Source organism: Metabacillus dongyingensis (genome assembly GCF_019933155.2).
GTDB lineage: Bacteria > Bacillota > Bacilli > Bacillales > Bacillaceae > Bacillus_P > Bacillus_P dongyingensis.
Genome location: NZ_CP082944.1, coordinates 991,874 through 1,010,503, shown reverse-complemented (window position 1 = coordinate 1,010,503; position 18,630 = coordinate 991,874). Strand labels below are relative to the sequence as shown.

Annotated in this window: 15 protein-coding genes; 4 read left to right on the top strand and 11 right to left on the bottom strand. The window is 41.2% G+C overall.

Annotated features, from left to right (window positions below; genetic code table 11):
- Window positions 1–19: 19 nt before the first annotated feature.
- The 7 genes from K8L98_RS05115 to K8L98_RS05085 form a co-directional block, all read right to left on the bottom strand.
- Window positions 20–1,033, bottom strand: a complete 1,014-nt coding sequence (locus tag K8L98_RS05115) for a LacI family DNA-binding transcriptional regulator (RefSeq protein ID WP_223440191.1) — start codon at window positions 1,031–1,033, stop codon at window positions 20–22.
- A gap of 285 nt (window positions 1,034–1,318) precedes the next feature.
- The gene (locus tag K8L98_RS05110; protein WP_223440189.1) at window positions 1,319–3,670 is read right to left on the bottom strand and encodes a YhgE/Pip domain-containing protein; all 2,352 of its coding nucleotides are present in this window, start codon (window positions 3,668–3,670) and stop codon (window positions 1,319–1,321) included.
- An 80-nt stretch (window positions 3,671–3,750) separates the two neighbouring features.
- A complete protein-coding gene (locus K8L98_RS05105) occupies window positions 3,751–4,323 on the bottom strand; it encodes a TetR/AcrR family transcriptional regulator (protein WP_223440187.1) in 573 nt (190 codons plus the stop codon).
- Between the two features lie 126 nt (window positions 4,324–4,449).
- Window positions 4,450–5,871, bottom strand: coding sequence for a protoporphyrinogen oxidase (hemY, locus tag K8L98_RS05100; RefSeq protein WP_223440186.1), 1,422 nt, complete (start codon window positions 5,869–5,871; stop codon window positions 4,450–4,452).
- A gap of 50 nt (window positions 5,872–5,921) precedes the next feature.
- Window positions 5,922–6,860 (bottom strand): ferrochelatase, encoded by a 939-nt coding sequence (hemH, locus tag K8L98_RS05095; RefSeq protein ID WP_223440185.1) that lies wholly within the window; start codon window positions 6,858–6,860, stop codon window positions 5,922–5,924.
- 70 nt (window positions 6,861–6,930) lie between these two features.
- Window positions 6,931–7,992 (bottom strand): uroporphyrinogen decarboxylase, encoded by a 1,062-nt coding sequence (gene hemE, locus K8L98_RS05090; RefSeq protein ID WP_223440184.1) that lies wholly within the window; start codon window positions 7,990–7,992, stop codon window positions 6,931–6,933.
- Between the two features lie 657 nt (window positions 7,993–8,649).
- Entirely contained in the window at window positions 8,650–10,791 is a 2,142-nt protein-coding gene (locus tag K8L98_RS05085; protein WP_223440183.1) for a transglycosylase domain-containing protein, read from the bottom strand.
- Window positions 10,792–10,927: 136 nt separating this feature from the next.
- Between K8L98_RS05085 and K8L98_RS05080 the strand changes: the two genes are divergently transcribed.
- Window positions 10,928–11,431: an antibiotic biosynthesis monooxygenase family protein gene (locus tag K8L98_RS05080; RefSeq protein ID WP_223440182.1), complete on the top strand. Its 504-nt coding sequence runs from the start codon at window positions 10,928–10,930 to the stop codon at window positions 11,429–11,431.
- Window positions 11,432–11,688: 257 nt separating this feature from the next.
- Window positions 11,689–13,074, top strand: coding sequence for a hypothetical protein (locus K8L98_RS05075; protein WP_223440180.1), 1,386 nt, complete (start codon window positions 11,689–11,691; stop codon window positions 13,072–13,074).
- A 135-nt stretch (window positions 13,075–13,209) separates the two neighbouring features.
- Here the strand turns inward: K8L98_RS05075 and K8L98_RS05070 are convergent, their stop codons facing one another.
- Entirely contained in the window at window positions 13,210–13,860 is a 651-nt protein-coding gene (locus tag K8L98_RS05070; RefSeq protein WP_223440179.1) for a phosphatase PAP2 family protein, read from the bottom strand.
- Between the two features lie 185 nt (window positions 13,861–14,045).
- On the opposite strand from K8L98_RS05070, the gene K8L98_RS05065 reads away from it, so the two are divergent.
- Window positions 14,046–15,200 (top strand): amidohydrolase, encoded by a 1,155-nt coding sequence (locus K8L98_RS05065; protein ID WP_223443183.1) that lies wholly within the window; start codon window positions 14,046–14,048, stop codon window positions 15,198–15,200.
- A gap of 43 nt (window positions 15,201–15,243) precedes the next feature.
- On the opposite strand, the gene K8L98_RS05060 is transcribed toward K8L98_RS05065, so the two are convergent.
- The 3 genes from K8L98_RS05060 to K8L98_RS05050 are packed head-to-tail and all read right to left on the bottom strand — an operon-like array spanning window position 15,244 to window position 17,934.
- A complete protein-coding gene (locus K8L98_RS05060; RefSeq protein ID WP_338037018.1) occupies window positions 15,244–15,957 on the bottom strand; it encodes an EcsC family protein in 714 nt (237 codons plus the stop codon).
- Window positions 15,958–15,971: 14 nt separating this feature from the next.
- Entirely contained in the window at window positions 15,972–17,201 is a 1,230-nt protein-coding gene (locus K8L98_RS05055) for an ABC transporter permease (protein ID WP_223440178.1), read from the bottom strand.
- Complete coding sequence (locus K8L98_RS05050; protein ID WP_223440177.1) at window positions 17,188–17,934, bottom strand: ABC transporter ATP-binding protein; 747 nt, start codon at window positions 17,932–17,934, stop codon at window positions 17,188–17,190. The genes K8L98_RS05055 and K8L98_RS05050 overlap by 14 nt, the downstream gene beginning before the upstream one ends.
- Before the next feature lie 444 nt (window positions 17,935–18,378).
- On the opposite strand from K8L98_RS05050, the gene K8L98_RS05045 reads away from it, so the two are divergent.
- Entirely contained in the window at window positions 18,379–18,606 is a 228-nt protein-coding gene (locus K8L98_RS05045) for a hypothetical protein (RefSeq protein WP_223440176.1), read from the top strand.
- Window positions 18,607–18,630 lie beyond the last annotated feature (24 nt).

The following is an 18,630-nucleotide window of genomic DNA, read 5'->3' as shown; positions in this document are numbered from 1 at the left end:
TTTAATGATTCTTCTTAATTCATACTTTCGCAAGATCCTTGCTCACAGTCGAATCCCTGACAATAAGCTTCAGCGGAAACTGATATATTTCAAGAGAATGATAGATTTTCCTGTTAATTTTATCAATCATCACATCCATTGCTTTTTTAGCCATTTCTCCGACAGGCTGGTGAACAGTTGTAATCATTGGATCAAGCAATTCCGTAATTTCCTGGTTATCAAAGCCCACGACCGCAAGCTCCTCCGGAACGTTCCAGCCATGCTTTTTTGCTTCAGAAATGATTCCTGCAGCTACTTCATCAGCACCAGTAAAAACCGCTGTAGGCTTTTCTTCCAGCTCTTTTAATTCACGAAAAACTCTCTTTCCGTCTTCAATATTAAATGCGTCTCTGAACGCGTTTTTTTCGTCAAAAGGCAGCTCTGCTTCTGCTAGGGCTTGTTTAAATCCTCTTTCCCGTTCTTTTGCAACATTGCTTCTGTGGCCGCCGCAGCAATACGCGATATGTCTGTGGCCCTGCTCAATCAAGTGCTTTGTCGCTATGTAGCCTCCAAATGCCTGATCTAGCCTGATCATGGGAACTTTTGCATTCTCTTCAAACTCATTGCATAATACGATTGGACCATATTCCATATACGGTTCGATTTTGCTCCAGTCATTTTCAAGGGATGCAAGAATCACGCCATCAACCTGCTTTGTTTTAAGCAGGTTTAAATATTTAAGTTCTTTGGTTTTAGAATATTGTGTCTGGCAGACAATCAGCTGATAGTTTCTTTCAGACGAAGCAATCTCCAATGTCTCAATGAACTGGCTGAAAAAAGGATTTAGAACTCTTGGAATGAACACAGCTATAATTTCTGTTTTTTGATTGCGAAGACTTCTGGCAGAAGAATTAGGTACATAACCCAGCTCTTCCATCGCTTCCAGTACAACCCTTTTTTTAGATTCAGATACATACGGATGGTTGTTGATGACTCGTGATACCGTGGTTCTTGACAGTCCTGCAAGTCTGGCAACATCCTCAATTGTAGACACTTGCTTTCCCCCTCATCTTGCAAACAAATGGTGTCTCTATAAAAATGAAATCGTTCTCATTTACCATTATATTTTAAAATGTAAGGGCTTTCAATATATAAAAAGATTGATTGTTTCTGCACTTTTCGTTTAAGCATCATTCTTCTCCTTCTTTTTAACCCTTTTAATTGACAGAGGCTGCCATCTAACCGTCAATTTCCAAGTGCAACAAGCATTTGTGCTCGCACCCCTCTAAACAATTCCAGAAAAAAACGCCTAAAGCATATCGCTTTAGACGTTTTTCTATTATGATACTCCCTCTTCTAATTCTTCTCTTTTATTCTTTCTTAAAGCATTGAAGAAATATCCAATTGTACCAATCATCATAGCACCGATAAAGAGAGCCAAAATTCCTGCCTGCTGCCACATGAAGGAGAAGTCACCAGATGAGATGACTGCTTTGAAGCCTGAGACTGAGTAAGTCATCGGCAGCCATGCGTTAAAGATCTGCAGCGCATTTGGAATCAGTTCAAGCGGGAATGTTCCTGCACTTGTTGTAAGCTGTAAAATCAGGATGATGATCGCAACAAATCTGCCAGGATCACCTAATGTTGTAACTAAGAATTGTACAAGTGTAATAAAAGTCAGACTTGTAATAATACTGAACAGGATAAAATATGGAACACTTTGTACTTCAATGTTTAATCCATATAATAACACCGCATCTGCAAGCAATGCCTGAATCACGCCAATGACTGCGAGAATGCCGAACTTGCTCATAAACCAGCCGATTGCACTTTTAGGTTCGCCAGCCGCCTGTCTCAATGGGAATACAATTGAAAGCAGCAATGCCCCAACAAATAAACCAAGTGACAAAAAGTAAGGTGCAAAGCCTGTTCCATAGTTAGGAACTGCATTTACTTTTTCATCTTTCACTTTTACAGGATCGGAAATCATGTCGTAGGTCTTATCTGAAGCGCCAGTGTCTTTTGTCTCTTCTGCAGCTTCTCCAAGTTTAGAAGATAGCTCTCCTGTTCCTTCTGACAGTTTGCCAACACCTTCATCTACTTTGCCGGCACCGTCTGCAAGCTGATTCGTTCCATCTTCTATAGCAGATGAACCGTCTGCAAGCTTGGAGATTCCAGAATTGAGTTCACCGCTGCCTGCTGCAAGCTTCGCAGATCCTGCTTTTGCTTCGGCGAATTTCTGATTATATGTTTCTAATCCGTTTGTAAGCTTTCGCTGGCCGGCTAAAAGCTTGCCTGAACCATCGTATAAAGCTTCTTGACCTGCAACAAGCTGATCTAACGCGGATTCAACTTGTTTTTGACCTGCGGCAAGCTGCCCGGATTTTTCTGAAAGGGTTGCGGCGCCGCTGCTCAAATCATTTGCACCTTTTGAAAGAGCCATAGATTTTTCCGATAGGGTTGATGCGCCTGCTTCAGCCTTTTGAGCTCCGGCTGAAAGCTGCCCAAGACTGCTTTCAAGCTGTTTGCTTCCTTCTGATAATTGACTTGCACCTTTTGCTGCCTCAATTAATTTTTGTTTTTCAGCTTCAGGTAAAGGAAGCTTTTCAATTTGAGGAAGCATCACTGCCAACTGATCATTCAGACTAGATAACCCAGCTGATAATTCAGCAGCTCCTGCCTGTGCAGCCTGATTTCCTTTTGAAAGTTCATTTAAGCCGCTTGAGAGGTCTCCTGCACCTGCTGATAATGCTTTGCCTCCATCAGCCAGCTGATTTAAACCGCCTGAAAGCTCTCCCGCACCCGCACTAAGCTTAGCTGAACCGTCTGTTAACTGCGGAGCTGATTCCTGCAGCTTTTTCATCCCTGCAAGAGATGTACCCAGCCCTTCGTTCAGCTTAACAGTCCCAGCTTCTGCTTCAGAAGATCCGTTCTGAAGCTGCTTTCCGCCGTCCTGGAGCTGACCAAGTCCGCTGTCCAAGCTTTGGATGCCGTTTGTCAATTCCTTAGAACCAGCAGATGCACTATTCAATCCATCTTTAAAGCTGATTGATTTTTCAGCCAAAAGTTGAAGATTTTCTTTCAGTTTGCCTGATCCGTCTTTCAATTCACCTACACCGTTATTTATCTCGCTGGCACCGTCACTTGCCTGACCAATACCGTCTGCAAGCTTATCAATGTTTTCAAAAATACTTTCTGCATAGGTTTTCGTAATCGTATTTGAGACTTCTTCTTTTATTTGAGCAACCGCTGTTCCCCCAATCTGCCCTGATAAGAAGTTAAAGCCTTCATTCGGAACGTATTTTAATTCCAGGGACTGAGGGTTTTCATCCATTAAAGTAGTTGCATTTTTAGAAAAGTCTTCCGGAATTTCAATCATCATATAATATTGTTCATTTTCAAGGCCTCTTACTGCCTCATCCTTTGAAACAAAATCCCATTTAAATTCAGGATTATCTTTTAAATTATCAACAAGTTCTGAACCAATTTTCAAATCAGTTCCTTCGTAGTCAGCGCCAATATCTTCATTTACTACTGCAACCGGCAGCTGATCTAATTGTTCATATGGATCCCAAAACGCCCAAAGGAACATTCCGGCGTACATTAGCGGAATAAATAAAACAGCGAGTACTGGAATTAGAACTTTTTTGTTGGAAACTAAGGCTTTCCATTCTTTCGCAATTAAGCTCATTCAAAAATCTCCTCCTATAAATATACATATTGACCATTTTGTTCATTTGGTCAATTCAGTTTAAAAAAATAGAGGACCATCTATTTTGACAATCCCTTTAATAAGTAAAGCTGAAAAAGATCTGCTATTTCCGCTTTTTCGAGCGGTTCGTGATTTTTTTCCCAATCGAAAATAAGAGAAATGTATAGCTTCACCATGACAAATGCCGTTACTTCGGGATTGCATTCCCGGAGCTCACCTTTTGCAATTGCAGCTTCTATTTTTGCTGCAATAAATTGCAGAATCATTTTCTCAAGGCGCTGTACAACCTCCTGGACGGCAGGAGTGCCAACATCCGTACTTTCTTGAAAGATTTTGATCGTGAATTGATGTTTTTTCCGAAATTCAAGCAGGCTGTAAAGAGCACGATGTACATTTTCGAAAAAAGGCAGATCATCATCCATTGCTTTTTCTGCTTCTATTTTCATTTCAGCAAGAAGCGTAGAAACAATTTCATCAAATAGTTCTTCCTTGTTTTTGAAAAATGTGTAGATGGTCCCTTTGCCCACGTTGGCAAGCTTTGCGACAGAGTCCATTGTTGTAGCCTTATAGCCAAATTGTGTAAACGACCTCTTTGCAGCCTCCACAATCAAATGTTTTCGATCAATGCTCAACTGCCTAACCTCCATCCGAAATGACCAAATGACAATTTCGGTCAATTAGTACAGAAATAAATATATCACATGACTTTCTCATAATCAAGATTTAATTAAATGAATCATTAAAAAAACAACTCTCTATTAAAGAGTTGCCTTTTTGAGATAGTCCAATGCATTTGCAACAGCCATTTTTCCCTGATCAATACAATCTGGAATCCCTACACCGGAATAAGAAGCACCTGCTAAAAACATCCCTGGATATGATTTCATGATTTTTGTGTTCACCTCAAGAATTTTCTCCTGATGACCGACGTTATATTGCGGCATCGCTTCTTTCCATCTTGAAACAACGGTGAAATCCGGTTTTTTATCAATCTTCATGATTTTATTTAAATCCTCTAAAACAGCAGCGATAATTTCATGATCAGGCTGCTCCACAATCGCCTGATCGCCAGCTTTTCCCACATATGCCCGGATCAGCGCTTTGCCTGCCGGTACCGTATGAGGCCATTTTCGGTGAGTCCATGTACATGCAGTAATCGTATAATCACCGTTTCTGGAAATAACAAATCCAGTGCCGTTCCCTGCAATATCAACGTCTTCTTCAGGGAAAGCCATGGCAACAGTAGCGACCGATGTTGAGGGCATTTCCTGCATGTATTGATAATTTTCTTTATCAGGCAGGATGTTTGCAGTCTGCTGATGAGGAGTTGTGATGATAAGGGAATCAGCTTCAATCATCTCCCCATTGCTTAACCGGAGAATATATCCAGCGGCATTTTTCGCAATGCTTTCCACTTTAACACCTTTTAAAATCTTTGTATCAGTAAGCCTGCTTTCTGCAGCATCCACCAAACTCTGCAGTCCGCCTTTTACGGTTTGAAAAATCCCTTTTTTTCGGGCTGGTTCATGTTTTTGATTCGATGCAGGCAGTCCTTTTTTCATTCCAAGTATCAAGCTGCGGTAATCCTGCTCCACTTTATGAAATTGCGGAAAAGTTGACATTAAACTCAGCTTATCTATATCCCCTGCATAAATCCCTGAAAGGAGAGGTTCGATCAGATTTTCTACAACTTCATTCCCGAGACGTCTTCTAAAAAAATGACCCAGTGATTGATCACCCGTTTCCCGTTTCGCAGGAAGGATAAAATCACCGGCAGCTCTTGCTTTCCCCAGAATGGAAAATAACCCTGTTGTAACAAATGGAAGGATTTGTGTCGGGATTCCCATTACAGCGCCTGCCGGTATCGGATGCAGCCGGTCTCCTGCAAGGACATATGATCGTCCTGTTGCATTGTTTACAAGCTCTGACTGGAGTCCAACATCTTTAACAAACTGCGGTGCACTTGCTTTTCTTTCTAGAAACGAGTCAGGTCCGCGTTCAATGATAAATCCATCTTTATGGACAGTCTGAATTTTACCGCCAAGTCTTGGACTTGCTTCAATCAAGATTGACTCTGCCTGAAGGTTGTTTTCCTGTATTTCTTTTTGCAAGTAAAATGCCGCGGATAATCCAGTTATCCCTCCGCCAATGATGACAACTTTCTTTTTCTTGTCAGTCATTGTTTATCGCCTTCTTTTTTGTTTACTTTTGGCCTCTCACAGAAAGAGCCTTACTTTTTCATCGATAATTCTTTTAAGACAACCGTTGCCAGACAGTCAATGAATTCTTTTTTGGCATTTGGCATTTCCGGTCTGTAATACTTGGCGCCAAGTTCGTCTGCAACAACTTTACATTCATAATCATTATCAAATAAAACCTCTAGATGATCCGCAACGAAACCGACTGGTATATAGACAAACGTGCGGTATCCTTTATGTTCATATAGATCTCTAGTTAAGTCCTGTACATCTGGTCCAAGCCACGGTTCAGGTGTATTTCCCGCACTTTGCCAGCCAATTTCATAGTTTTCAATGCCTGCAGCTTGTGCGATCAGATCTGCGGTTTCCTGAAGCTGATTAGGATATGGATCTCCCGCTGCAATAATCTTTTCAGGCAGGCTGTGGGCAGATACAATTAAAACAGCTTTTTCCCGTTCTTCTGAGGTCATTGATGCATATGTTTCTTTTACTTTTTTCGTCCAGTAATCGATAAATTTAGGCTCTTTATACCAGCTCTCAACAGATGTAATCTCAAGTCCGCCCAGATTTTCTGCTTCCTGCTTTGCCCGGCCATTATATGATTTGATGCTGAAAGTTGAGAAATGAGGGGCAAGCACGATGCTGACGGCTTCTTCAATGCCATCTTCCTTCATTTGCTTCACTGCATCTTCAACAAAAGGCTCAATATGTTTAAGTCCCAGGTACATTTTAAATTGCACTTCATCCTGAACAGCATTTAAATGTTCTTCAAGGGACTTGGCTTGATCCAATGTGATTTTAGCAAGAGGTGAAATGCCGCCAATTGCCTCGTAGCGGTCCTTTAAATCCTGCAGCATTTCAGGAGCAGGCGGACGGCCGTGTCTAATATGTGTGTAATAGCGTTCAATGTCTTCCTCTTTATATGGTGTTCCATATGCCATAACGAGCAGACCCATCGTTTTCTTTGTCATTTTCATACACCTCTTTGGTTAGTTACAAGATCTAGTCTTATTTTGCCATTACTCAGGGCAAGATTCCAAATCAGATGCTCTTCGCGCGCTTGGCAGTTTTTGTATAATCATGAATAAAACCTGTTAATCTTCTGAGAACATCCGGACTGACAGAAGGGAAAACACCATGTCCAAGGTTGAAAATATAACCGTCCTGTTTCATTCCCTGATCAAGAATGGATTTAGCACGTTCTTCAATCACTTCCCAAGGCGCAAGAAGGATTGCTGGATCCAGATTCCCCATTAACGTTTTTGTAAGTCCCATAGAGCGGGCCTGATCTACCTGCAGTCTCCAATCAAGACCGACTACATCAAGCGGCAGGTCGTGCCATTCATGTACAAGATGACTTGCTCCCACACCAAACATAATCATCGGAACATTTTCTTCCTTCATTGAAGTGAAAATACGTTCCATTACAGGTTTAATAAAGTAACGATAATCCGATTCATTTAATGCTCCGACCCATGAATCAAAAATTTGAATCGCTTTTGCCCCTGCTTTAATTTGAGCCTTCAAGTAAATGATGGTCATGTCTGCAAGCTTGTCCATCAGCGCAAACCATGCTTTCGGCTCTGCATACATAAATGCTTTTGTTTTATTGTAGTTTTTAGACGGTCCGCCTTCAATCATGTAGCTTGCCATTGTAAATGGTGCTCCCGCAAACCCGATTAATGGAACATTCAATTGCTCTGTTGTCAGCAATTTAATCGTATCCAGCACATATGGAATGTCGCTTTCAGGATCGATTTCGCCAAGCTTTTCAACGTCTGACAGCGATTTAATTGGATTATCTATTACAGGACCAATCCCTGACTTGATTTCTACATCTACCCCAATTGATGGAAGCGGTGTCATGATATCCTTATATAAAATAGCCGCATCTACACCATACTGCTCCACCGGCAATCTCGTGACATATGCACAAAGCTCGGGCTGATGTGTAATCTCAAACAGACTGTACTTTTCTTTAATAGCACGGTACTCAGGCTGCGATCTTCCTGCCTGCCTCATATACCATACAGGAACATGATCTGTTTTTTCACCTCTGCACGCCCTAAGGAATGTATCATTAAACTGCTTTATATCCGTCATAAATCCTCAAATCCACCTTTCTATGTAAAACAAACACGCTATCCTAAGTTTTGCTTCTTACACTATAACTGTTTCAATCTTGCTTGTATAGATTTCAAAATTAAATGTCAAAAAATTGACGTAAACACCGAAAAGCGGAGCCGACTGTTCAGACCCGACAGACAGATAAGGATCGACAGAAAAGGCGCTTTTTGCCTTTACTGGCGGAGCCGTTCTGGCCGAGGAGTTAGGAGGCGCAGCTAGACAGCACCGAAATGCGGAGCCGACTGTTCAGCGCAGGCAGACAGATAAGGATCCGGCAGAAAAGGCGCTTTTTGCCTTTACTGGCGGAGCCGTTCTGGCCGAGGAGTTAGGAGGCGCAGCTAGACAGCACCGAAAAGCGGAGCCGACTGTTCAGACTCCGGCAGACAGATAAGAATTCACCGGAAAAGTCCGGTTTTGACTTTTTCGGTGAATTTGTTCTGGCCGAGGGGCTAGGAGGCTGAGCTAGACAGCACCGAAAAGCGGAGCCGACTGTTCAGCGCAGGCAGACAGATAAGGATCCGGCAGAAAAGTCCGGTTTTGACTTAACTGCCAGATCCTTCTAGGGCTTAGCGCAAAAACCAGACAGCGTTTCGCAAATTTAAAATCTAACAAAGGCTGAAATACTGCCCGCTATTAAGGAGCCGATGTAAATAGTTTCGGTTTAACAGGTTTTGAGCCTTTCCCTTCTTTTTCGGTTTGCTCATTATAAGGAACAACTTTATAGGAAGCCTCTGAGAAAAGATTAGAATATGGGATTTCATATGAATCTCTTCCTTTAACATAGCCAACAAGCTTGTCCTTATTTCCTATTGTTTCATAAATCCTGTAGACGACACGGTCATCCTCCTGAGCTTCCCAGTTCAGTGTGACGGTGAATAATCCAAGCGGCTTGAATGTATATTTTGCATCAACCTCACCCAGGTTTTTCAGCCTGATTGGTTCTTCCAACTCCTCTACATCTTTTGGAAGGCTGAACGCAGCATCCTGATCCATCGAAGTATTCATCAAGATTTCTTTAAAAAGTCTCGTTGGATAGGAACTGCCATTTGTTAGATGCTGCTCCCGATTTGTCTTATCGTAGCCCATCCAGAGAGCACCTGAGACTTTCGGGGTGTAGCCTACAAACCATGCATCTTTCACAGCCCCTTTTTTATCGACATAAGAGGTTGTTCCTGTTTTTCCAGCAAGCTCACCTTCGTACGAACCTGTCTGTCCTGTTCCGTCTTCAACAACCTCTTGCAGCATCCTTGTCATATTCCAGGCAGTCTGGGAAGAAAAGATCCGCTTCTTTTCTTGTTTTACTTCGCCAATTTTTTTTGACTCACGGTCCTCTATCTTTTTGATAACAAACGGCTCACTATAAACTCCATACTCAGCAAATGATCTGTAGGCATTTGCAAGCTGCAGAGGAGAAACCCCGTCCTTTAATCCGCCGAGGGCAATCGAAAGACCGTTATCTTCTATTGAAAGACCCGACTTCTTGAGGTACTTCTTGCTTTTTGAAATGCCGATTTCATTTAATGCCCATACAGCCGGTGCATTTTTAGAAGCAGCAATGGCGTCATACATGGTTACTTCTTCATCATATTTCAGATCATTATTTTTGGGCTGATACCCGTTATATGAAACCGGTTTGTCCTTAAGAAGAGAATATGGGCCGAATTCGTCTTCCTCCATTGCCGGGGCATATACGGCAAGCGGCTTAAATGTTGAACCCGGCTGTCTTTTAGTATTGACGCGATTAAACCCTTTTTGTGTATAATTTCTGCCTCCGATCGCAGCCAAAACTCCGCCTGTTTTATTATCAAGGAGGACAAATGCTCCTTCTGCATGCTGATCTGTTCCCGGAAAGTATTCTTCTTTTTTGAACAGCTCGTAGGCTGTTTCCTGCATTTCCGTATTTATAGGAACCGTGACTGTATAGCCTCCCCGCATTAATTCTTCATTAGATAAAGCATATCTTTCTTTCGCTTCGTCCATGACCATATCAATGTAGGTTGTAAGCCACGGGGTTTCTGATTCTTCAGAGATGTTTAAACCCAGAGTCTTCCCTTGTGAGCGGACGACTTCTTCAGGTGTCAGATAATTCTGATCGCCCATCAAACTTAAAATCGTATCACGTCGCTCTTTGCTTTTTTCAGGATGAAGAATCGGAGAATAATTCGAAGGTGCTTTTGGGAGACCCGCAAGCATTGCTCCTTCTTCAACCGTCAGATCCTTTGCATCCTTATTGAGGTAATAAAGTGCAGCACTTTGAATGCCGTAAGCACCGTGACCGAAATAAACCTGATTTAAATACATTTCAAGCAGTTTATTCTTACTGTATTTATTTTCAAGACTCATGGCGATGGCAGCTTCTTTTGTTTTTCTTAAAAGAGACTTCTCGTTAGAGAGAAACGTATTTTTTGCAAGCTGCTGAGTAATTGTGCTTCCGCCCTCTACTTTCTGGCCTGCAATCAAATCTTTAGACAAAGCTCTCGTTATAGCCTTCAAATCGATTCCATTATGTTCATAAAATCGTTTATCTTCTACAGCAATAAATGCATTGCGGACATGTGCCGGAATTTCTTTTATCGTGACAGGATCGCGGTTCTGCAAATACAGCTCTGCAACCTCGTTGCCTTTTAAATCCACTAATGCAGTTGTCGAATCCATAACTAGCTTTTTCTCATCAATTGAATAATCGCCGATCACTAAAATGAGCAGGTAGACTGCAAAAGCAATAATAGCTGTTGAAAGCGCAACAGTTGCTGAAAGGATGATTTTTTTCTGCATATCATCACCTACAATTCGTTTAATTTAGATAAGCTTATTATTGTTAAAAAAAGGAATGAATATGTACAATGGAGGCTGAAAATAGCAATAATTGTGCAATCATTGTTATAATGAAACAAAAAGAGGTGAATGTAAAATGAATTTTTATGTCACATTTGGAACTGCAGACTATTTAGCTAAAACAGTATCTGAACATCAAAATGAAAAAATGCTTCTTATGCAAAATGAGGATAAAGGGATTCTATTACATGAAAGCGATGCGACATCACTTTTTAAGGAGCCTAAAAAATACGAAGTACTTGATGGCGCTGGTGACTTTCAAAAAGGAAGCTATGCTGTGCTGAACAATATCCCTGTATCTGACGAAGGAAAGCCTCTCTTTGAACAGCGCTTCAAAGAACGGGCCAGAATGATTGAAGGCGAGCCGGGATTTGTCGCGATTCGCGTCCTTAGACCTGTAAATGATGATACATATGTCATTCTTACTCTATGGGAAGATGAATCCTCATTTAAAAACTGGCAGCAATCAAAATCCTTTGAACAGGCCCATAAAAAAAGAGGGACGAGCGCAGGCTCGGACCAAAAATCGATTTTCCCAAGACCTTCTTACGTTACAACCTACCATGCTGTATCTGAATAAATGAAAAAAACTGAACCTTCGCATTGTGCGGGGGTTTTTTTATTTCAAAGATAAGATTTTTGAACACTTCTGTCCTACCGCACCTCCTAAACTCCTCGGTCATACTGGCTCTGCTCTTCTTGTGACAATATTTCCTTGGAAATGACAGCATTCTACTAATATACTGCACCCTATTCTTTATAAAATAACAATCACACCCTGCTATGCCGGTCATAACCTGTATTACAGGAATTTAGGCATTTACAGGGGTGATTACTATGGGAGCTGAGTTAACGCTCATACATTGGTTTTATGTGTTTTTTATTATAAGCATCATAGGCTTTATGCTTTTCAGAAGAGATACAACAGTAATCAGTATTATTGGAATCATTGTCATTTCATTTGTTGCAAGCCACTCTTTGAGTCATTCAATTACAAGTGTCTTTAACAGCTTCATTTATGCTATTACTGAGCTGCTGCCGACAATTCTTGTTATCTCTATCATTGTTTCAATGAGCAAGATTTTAGAAATAACCGGAATCAATGAATCCATGGTGTCGCCATTTACGAAAATCATTCGCAATCCAACGCTTGCCTACTGGACAATTGGGCTATTAATGATGACGATTTCTTGGTTTTTCTGGCCTTCTCCCGCTGTTGCCCTGATTGGCGCCGTACTGCTTCCTGTTGCCATTAAAGCAGGTCTCCCGGCATTAGGGGCAGCAATGGCCATGAACTTATTCGGCCATGGAATTGCTCTCTCAGGCGACTTTGTCATTCAAGCCGCTCCAAAACTTACTTCAGATGCAGCCGGTCTTCCGATTGGTGATGTAATCAGCGCGTCCATTCCGCTCGTTATTGTGATGGGGGCAGTTACAACCATTACAGCTTATTTCTTCTTAATGAGAGATATGAAGCTTGGAAAGTCTTTCCCATCTCTTACAATGCCAATCTCTGCTGAGAAAAAAACGCAGCTGCTGACGGACAGGATGAAATTGTTAATGGCCATGTTTATCCCCATATTATTTGTGATTGATATTCTTCTAATGGTTAAGCTTAACTTGCAGGGCGGAGATGCAACAGCTTTAATCGGAGGAACTGCACTGGTAATTCTGCTTTCCGTTTGTTTGCTCGCCCATAAAAATGCAAGTCTTGAAAAAACAACCGGATACATGATTGAAGGATTTCAGTTTGGCTTTAAGGTGTTTGGTCCTGTCATTCCGATTGCAGCTTTCTTTTATCTGGGTGATGCAGGATTTATTAAAATTGTCGGGGACTTTTTACCAAATACTTCACAGGGAATAGTCAATGACCTCGGGGTTGCTCTCGCAACTGTTGTTCCATTAACAAAAGAAATTGGGGCAATTACACTGACTGGTGTTGGTGTACTCACAGGTCTTGATGGCTCTGGATTTTCAGGTATATCGCTTGCAGGCTCAATAGCCAGCTTGTTTGCCACAGCAATTGGTACGGGAGCTGCTACTTTAACCGCATTAGGCCAAGTCACAGCCATCTGGGTGGGAGGCGGAACACTCATACCATGGGCGCTGATTCCCGCTGCTGCCATTTGCGGAGTCGATCCATTTGAACTCGCAAGACGAAATATCCTGCCTGTGACAATTGGGCTGATTGTGACAACGATTGTGGCTATGTTTCTTATATAAATAGAAAGAAAAGTGACGTCCCAAGCTCATTTATTCACCAAATCTTAAAAATGTCCCCTCATCCAGAGATAAGATCAGCATATAAATGAGAGGCACTCCCGAAAGAGTGCCTCTTTGAATTGCATCTGAACTGTTTTAAACAGATACGCCGCTTTTTTTGCTTCTTGCAGCAGAAAGAAATTCATTCAGTTTGTCATATACCGCAATCACAAGAATTAAACAAATCAGACCAATGAAATATCCGCCAATTACATCAGATAAAAAATGGGCATTTGTGACAACTCTGCTCATGCCGATCAGCAGCATCAGAATACTCACGGCAGCGTAAAGCCACCTTTTTACAGCTGATGACGCTATTTTCCCTGCAAGCAAATAGATTAAAAATCCATAGAAAATAACACCGACCATCGCATGCCCGCTTGGAAAACTGAAGCCTTCTTCAATGTGCAGCGGTTCAAGAGGTCTTTCACGCCCAAAAAAGCTTTTTAATGCTTTGTTAAGCAGGTCTCCCAGATAAACAGCCAATACAATTAGTAGCGGCTGAAGAATATGCTTATATAAAAGTGCAAGTAATATCGCGGCAAGAGCAAGTATGCTTATGATTCCTGTTTTCGAAGCAAGGAATCCTATACCATCTAAAAAAGACAGCAGGAAATTTGAATTATGAACCCACGAAACGGCCTCAAGCGAAATAGCATCCGCCTGCTTTATAAATGCAGTATCCATTGAAAGAATGATTCCAATTGTAAGAATAAGAAAATATGCAATCAAGTAACCTTTTTTCATTTTTCATCTTTTTCCCCTTCCAAACTTTATTCTTGTAATTTTCAAACAACTTATCTAGAATTTATTGTAATATCTGTTTTATTTTATCTTATTAGTGATTTGATGAATATAAGTCTTTAAAAAAGAAGGGATGAGAAATTTTGTACACTGACATATGTTCAGATTTAGATGCGAGTTATGAAGAAATGGTGGAGATCAGACGCTATCTTCATATGCATCCGGAGGTTTCATTCCAGGAATTCAAAACGGCAGCCTACATCGCCGAGTTTTATCACAAGCTTGGCATTGAAGCCAGAACAGGTGTAGGCGGAAATGGAGTCGTTGCTGTTATAAAAGGTGATTTGCCTGGAAAGACCATTGCTCTCCGCGCCGATTTTGATGCACTTCCTATAGGGGATGAAAAAGATGTTCCTTATAAATCGACTGTCCCGGGTGTAGCACATGCTTGCGGCCACGATGGCCACACTGCATCATTACTTGTACTAGCAAAGATATTACATAAACATAGCAGTACTCTTGAAGGCAGCGTAGTATTTATTCATCAGCATGCTGAAGAATATGCACCGGGCGGAGCGGTTTCCATGATTGAAGATGGCTGCTTAGACGGGGTTGATGTCATCTTCGGAACCCATTTATGGGCAGGAGAACCAACTGGGAAAATTCAATATCGTGTCGGCCCTATCATGGCTGCTGCCGATCGGTTCCAGATTACGATTAATGGAAAAGGCGGACATGGAGCACAGCCTCATAAAACGAAAGATGCAGTTGTCATTGGCTCACAGCTTGTCCTGAACCTGCAGCAGATTGTGAGCAGAAAAGTTGATCCAGTTCATTCAGCGGTCGTATCTGTGGGATCCTTTGTGGCTGAGAATCCTTTTAATGTCATTGCAGATTCAGCGGTGCTGATTGGAACGGTACGTACTTTTGAAGAGGATGTGCGCACTTTGATTGAGAAAGAAATCGAACGTGTGGTCAAAGCTTCCTGCGCCCTTTATGACGCTGACTACGAATATCATTTTGAGAGAGGCTACCCAGCTGTAGTCAATCACCGCGAGGAAACAGAGCAGCTTGCAGAGCTTGCTTCAAAGGTGCCCGGGGTTCAAATTGTCGAAGAAAGCCCAATGCAAATGGGCGGCGAAGACTTTGCTTATTACCTGCAGCATGTTAAAGGCACGTTCTTTTTCACAGGAGCGAAACCAACTTATTCAGAAACAGTTTATCCTCACCATCATCCTAAATTCGATATTGATGAAAAAGCTATGCTGATCGCAGCAAAAACATTAAGTTTGGCATTATTGACTTATCAGTCTGAGCACAAAACTGTTTCGGTTGAGAAATAAATAGTAGAATCCAAAAGAGTGCGATTTTAAAATCGCACTCTTTTTATTTATTCATAATTCGAAGCCGATAACAATTCATTGCCGTTTCACCTAAATGCCGGACAAGGTGATAGTTCGCTACACCGCCGACAACAGCGCCGATTCCCGGCATGATCTGCAGCAGTTTGACAAGGTCAATGTGATCTCTGTATTCCTGCTGAAAGGTTTGCCAGTCAATCTCTTTCAGTTCATTTTTTCTTTTGTCCCAGCTTTCAATCAGCTCGAACGTATTCCTTCGATGTTCATCACTGGAATAAGCCAATTGAAAGACATAGAGTAAAAACAATCTCTCTTCATATTGTTTAGGGTCAAACCCGTATAAAGTCGCAATTTCAAATAAGCACTTCATTTTAATGCCAAGGAGTAAAGGAAAATCAGCAGCCGACCCCAAAATTCCGCCGGCCCCGGTTCCTGCTCCTTCTACAGCAGCAGTCTTTTGAAAGGTGCCGATTGTTTGCCTGACTTTCTTTTCTTTTTCTTCAAGTGACAGTCCTTCCAGCTTCTTTTCGTTTGTTGTGAGGTTTGATCCGGCAAGTGTTGCCTGCACCATCTTTTTAATGCTCTCCGTAATGATTGCATGGACTTTTTCCGGAATATGCTCATTAATCTTCGTTTGTGTTTTTTTAGAAACACGTTCTAGCATGGAAGACTTTCTCAGCAATTTCTTTTTCCACTGAAATAGATCCTCTTCCAGCTGTTTTTCATAAATCATCTGCATCAGCTGCCTTTACCCTAGAATACGCTGGCATCCATTTTCACCAGCCTTGATTTCACATAAAGATAAACAAACCCATAAGCAAAAATAAATCCGGCTGCAAAGAGAATCAGAGCAGGAATGATATTCCCCGAAATCAGAGCGATCAGAGTTAATATCACGTGCTGGCTTACAATCATGATAAACAGAAGTTTAAGGAATTTTGCTTTTTTAAACTGTGGCTGAACCGGATATAAGTCCGGCAGAGCAAGCATGTCGTAATGCTTATAAAGACCGATCATTTGAATCCCGGTTAAATAGAGAACAAGGATTGCTATCGCGAGCACACTAAACTGATTTGTCGGGATAATATAGAGAACGATTCCCCCGATTATTGTCAGACGCAAAAAGATGCCCAGATAATCATTGGAACGAAAGAATGCCCTTGTATATAAATAACTGTACATGCTTTCCTGTTTATATTTCACAAACGCAAGCAGACCGTCTAAATACTTTCTGCGCTTTGCTTTTTTCTTAAGCTTTGGAACATCTGTAAAGAGGTTTGCAATTCTATAGAATGACTGCTTTTTCTCAAGCTCCAGGTCTATCAGCTTCTCCCATTTAACTCCTTTTGCTTTTGTGGCTTTTTGAAAATAAATGTAGAGCACTGCCATTACTCCATACATAATGAATACATAAATATAGGCTTTTGACAGCAAAAAGAAAATGGTTAATCCATTTATTGCGAGTCGGACAATAAAATCATATATTTTGGCTGACGGCTCAGTATAAAAGGATATTCGGAAATTCAGCATTAAATTCCAGCCTTTTACAAGGAGGATTTGAATGCAGATAATCAGGAAGTCTGTTCCGGTTAAGCTCTCAGCCCTGAACAGCATGGGTGAAAGCACTAATGCTGCGATCAAAAACACATACAGCTGACTAAAAAAACTGTATACAAGAGCTTTTTGAAAATAGCCGGCCATATTTTCTTCCAGAGGCAAAAGAAAAACTAAATCAGGTTCTTTTAAGAGCGTCCGGACACTCGATGCCGTAATGATCAGAGCAAATACAGCCGTCATAATCGCAAGTACCGGAAAGTCATCAGGCATTGTTTTCAGCCATTCCTGATAAGATAGAGCACCGCCTGCTCCCAAAAATACAAGAACAAAAATTAAATGGTCGTTAAACATATATTTTGTATAGGACTGCACTTCTTTTAGATGAGCCTCTAATCGGGTTTTCCAAATCTGATCAATGCTGCTCATTTTGATCTTCCTTCGTGAGCTGGATATACAAATCATCAAGCGTTGCGTCCCTCATTCCAAACTCCGACCGGAGCTCCTCAAGCGACCCTTTTGCTCTGATTTTTCCATTATGTAGAATAATAAACGCATCACAGTAGCGTTCAGCTGTTGCTAAAATATGTGTTGACATTAAAATTCCCGCTCCGTCTTTTTTCGCTTTGTTCATCATCTCAAGCAGAGCATTGATTGCAAGCGGATCCAATCCGACAAATGGCTCGTCAATAATGTACAGCTCAGGCTCAACTAAAAACGCACACATAATCATAACTTTTTGCTTCATGCCTTTTGAAAAATGACTTGGGAACCATTTTAGTCTTTTTTCCATTCTGAATTCAGACAATAATGGGTGAAGACGCTGTTTAAACGTTTCCTGACTTAGTCCATACGCCATCGCCGTAAGCTCCAAGTGCTCATAAAGCGTTAATTCCTCATAAAGAATCGGTGTTTCAGGAATAAATGAAAATTGGCTGCGGTATTCAGTCGGCTGCTGGTGAAAGGAAATGCCGTTAATGGAAATTTCACCTTTATGCGGCTCCATTAACCCGATCACATGACGGATTGTTGTGCTTTTTCCGGCTCCGTTTAAACCAATCAAACCGACAATTTGGTGCTTTTCAATTTCAAATGATATATCTTTTAAGACAGGATTACGTGTGTATCCTCCTGTCAGGTGATTTACTTTTAATAAGCTCATGTTTTCGTCCCTTCACCGTTTTCTTTTATTTTAACAAATCACGTGACACTTTTGCTAATTTACAATGCATAATCAATTCTTTTCCGGACATCATAATGAGTGTAGAGGAAAGCAGCTGTCACAGACATTCATTTCAAATGAGGTGTGTGTTAAAGACAGTTTATGTTAAGGAATCCATGAGTAAGTTAACATTGATAAAATGATGATCAATTTCCATTTCGAGATGAGGTGTCTACGGGCCGTTACTTTTAGTAATAGATGCTCATATATAAATTCATTTTGTGAATGAGGTGTTCGTCAAAGACCGTTTACTGATTTGTTAAGAGTTTATCCTTTATGTGATTTTCTTAACTAGGGGATGGTTGCTTTGAACAATGTTTAACAACGATTATTCACTCTTTTTTTCCTTCATTTCCTAGTAAATGAGGGAGATGACAAAGAGTTTTGCGAGCCTTAAATTTTAAGCTGCGCCAGTTTGCTTCCTCTGCAGGACAGGATGATCTTTTTGATCATCCTGTTTCTTATTTAGGAAAGAGAAAGGGTTTGCACAAAGATGGCAGAGTATGGCCTAACTCCTCGGCCGGAACGGATCCGCCATCCCTGCACAAAAAGGCGCTTGCACTTTTCTTAAGTGATTTTATCCCTCAATTATTTATGGTAAAATACGGTTAAGTTCAGTTTATAATGAGAAAGGGA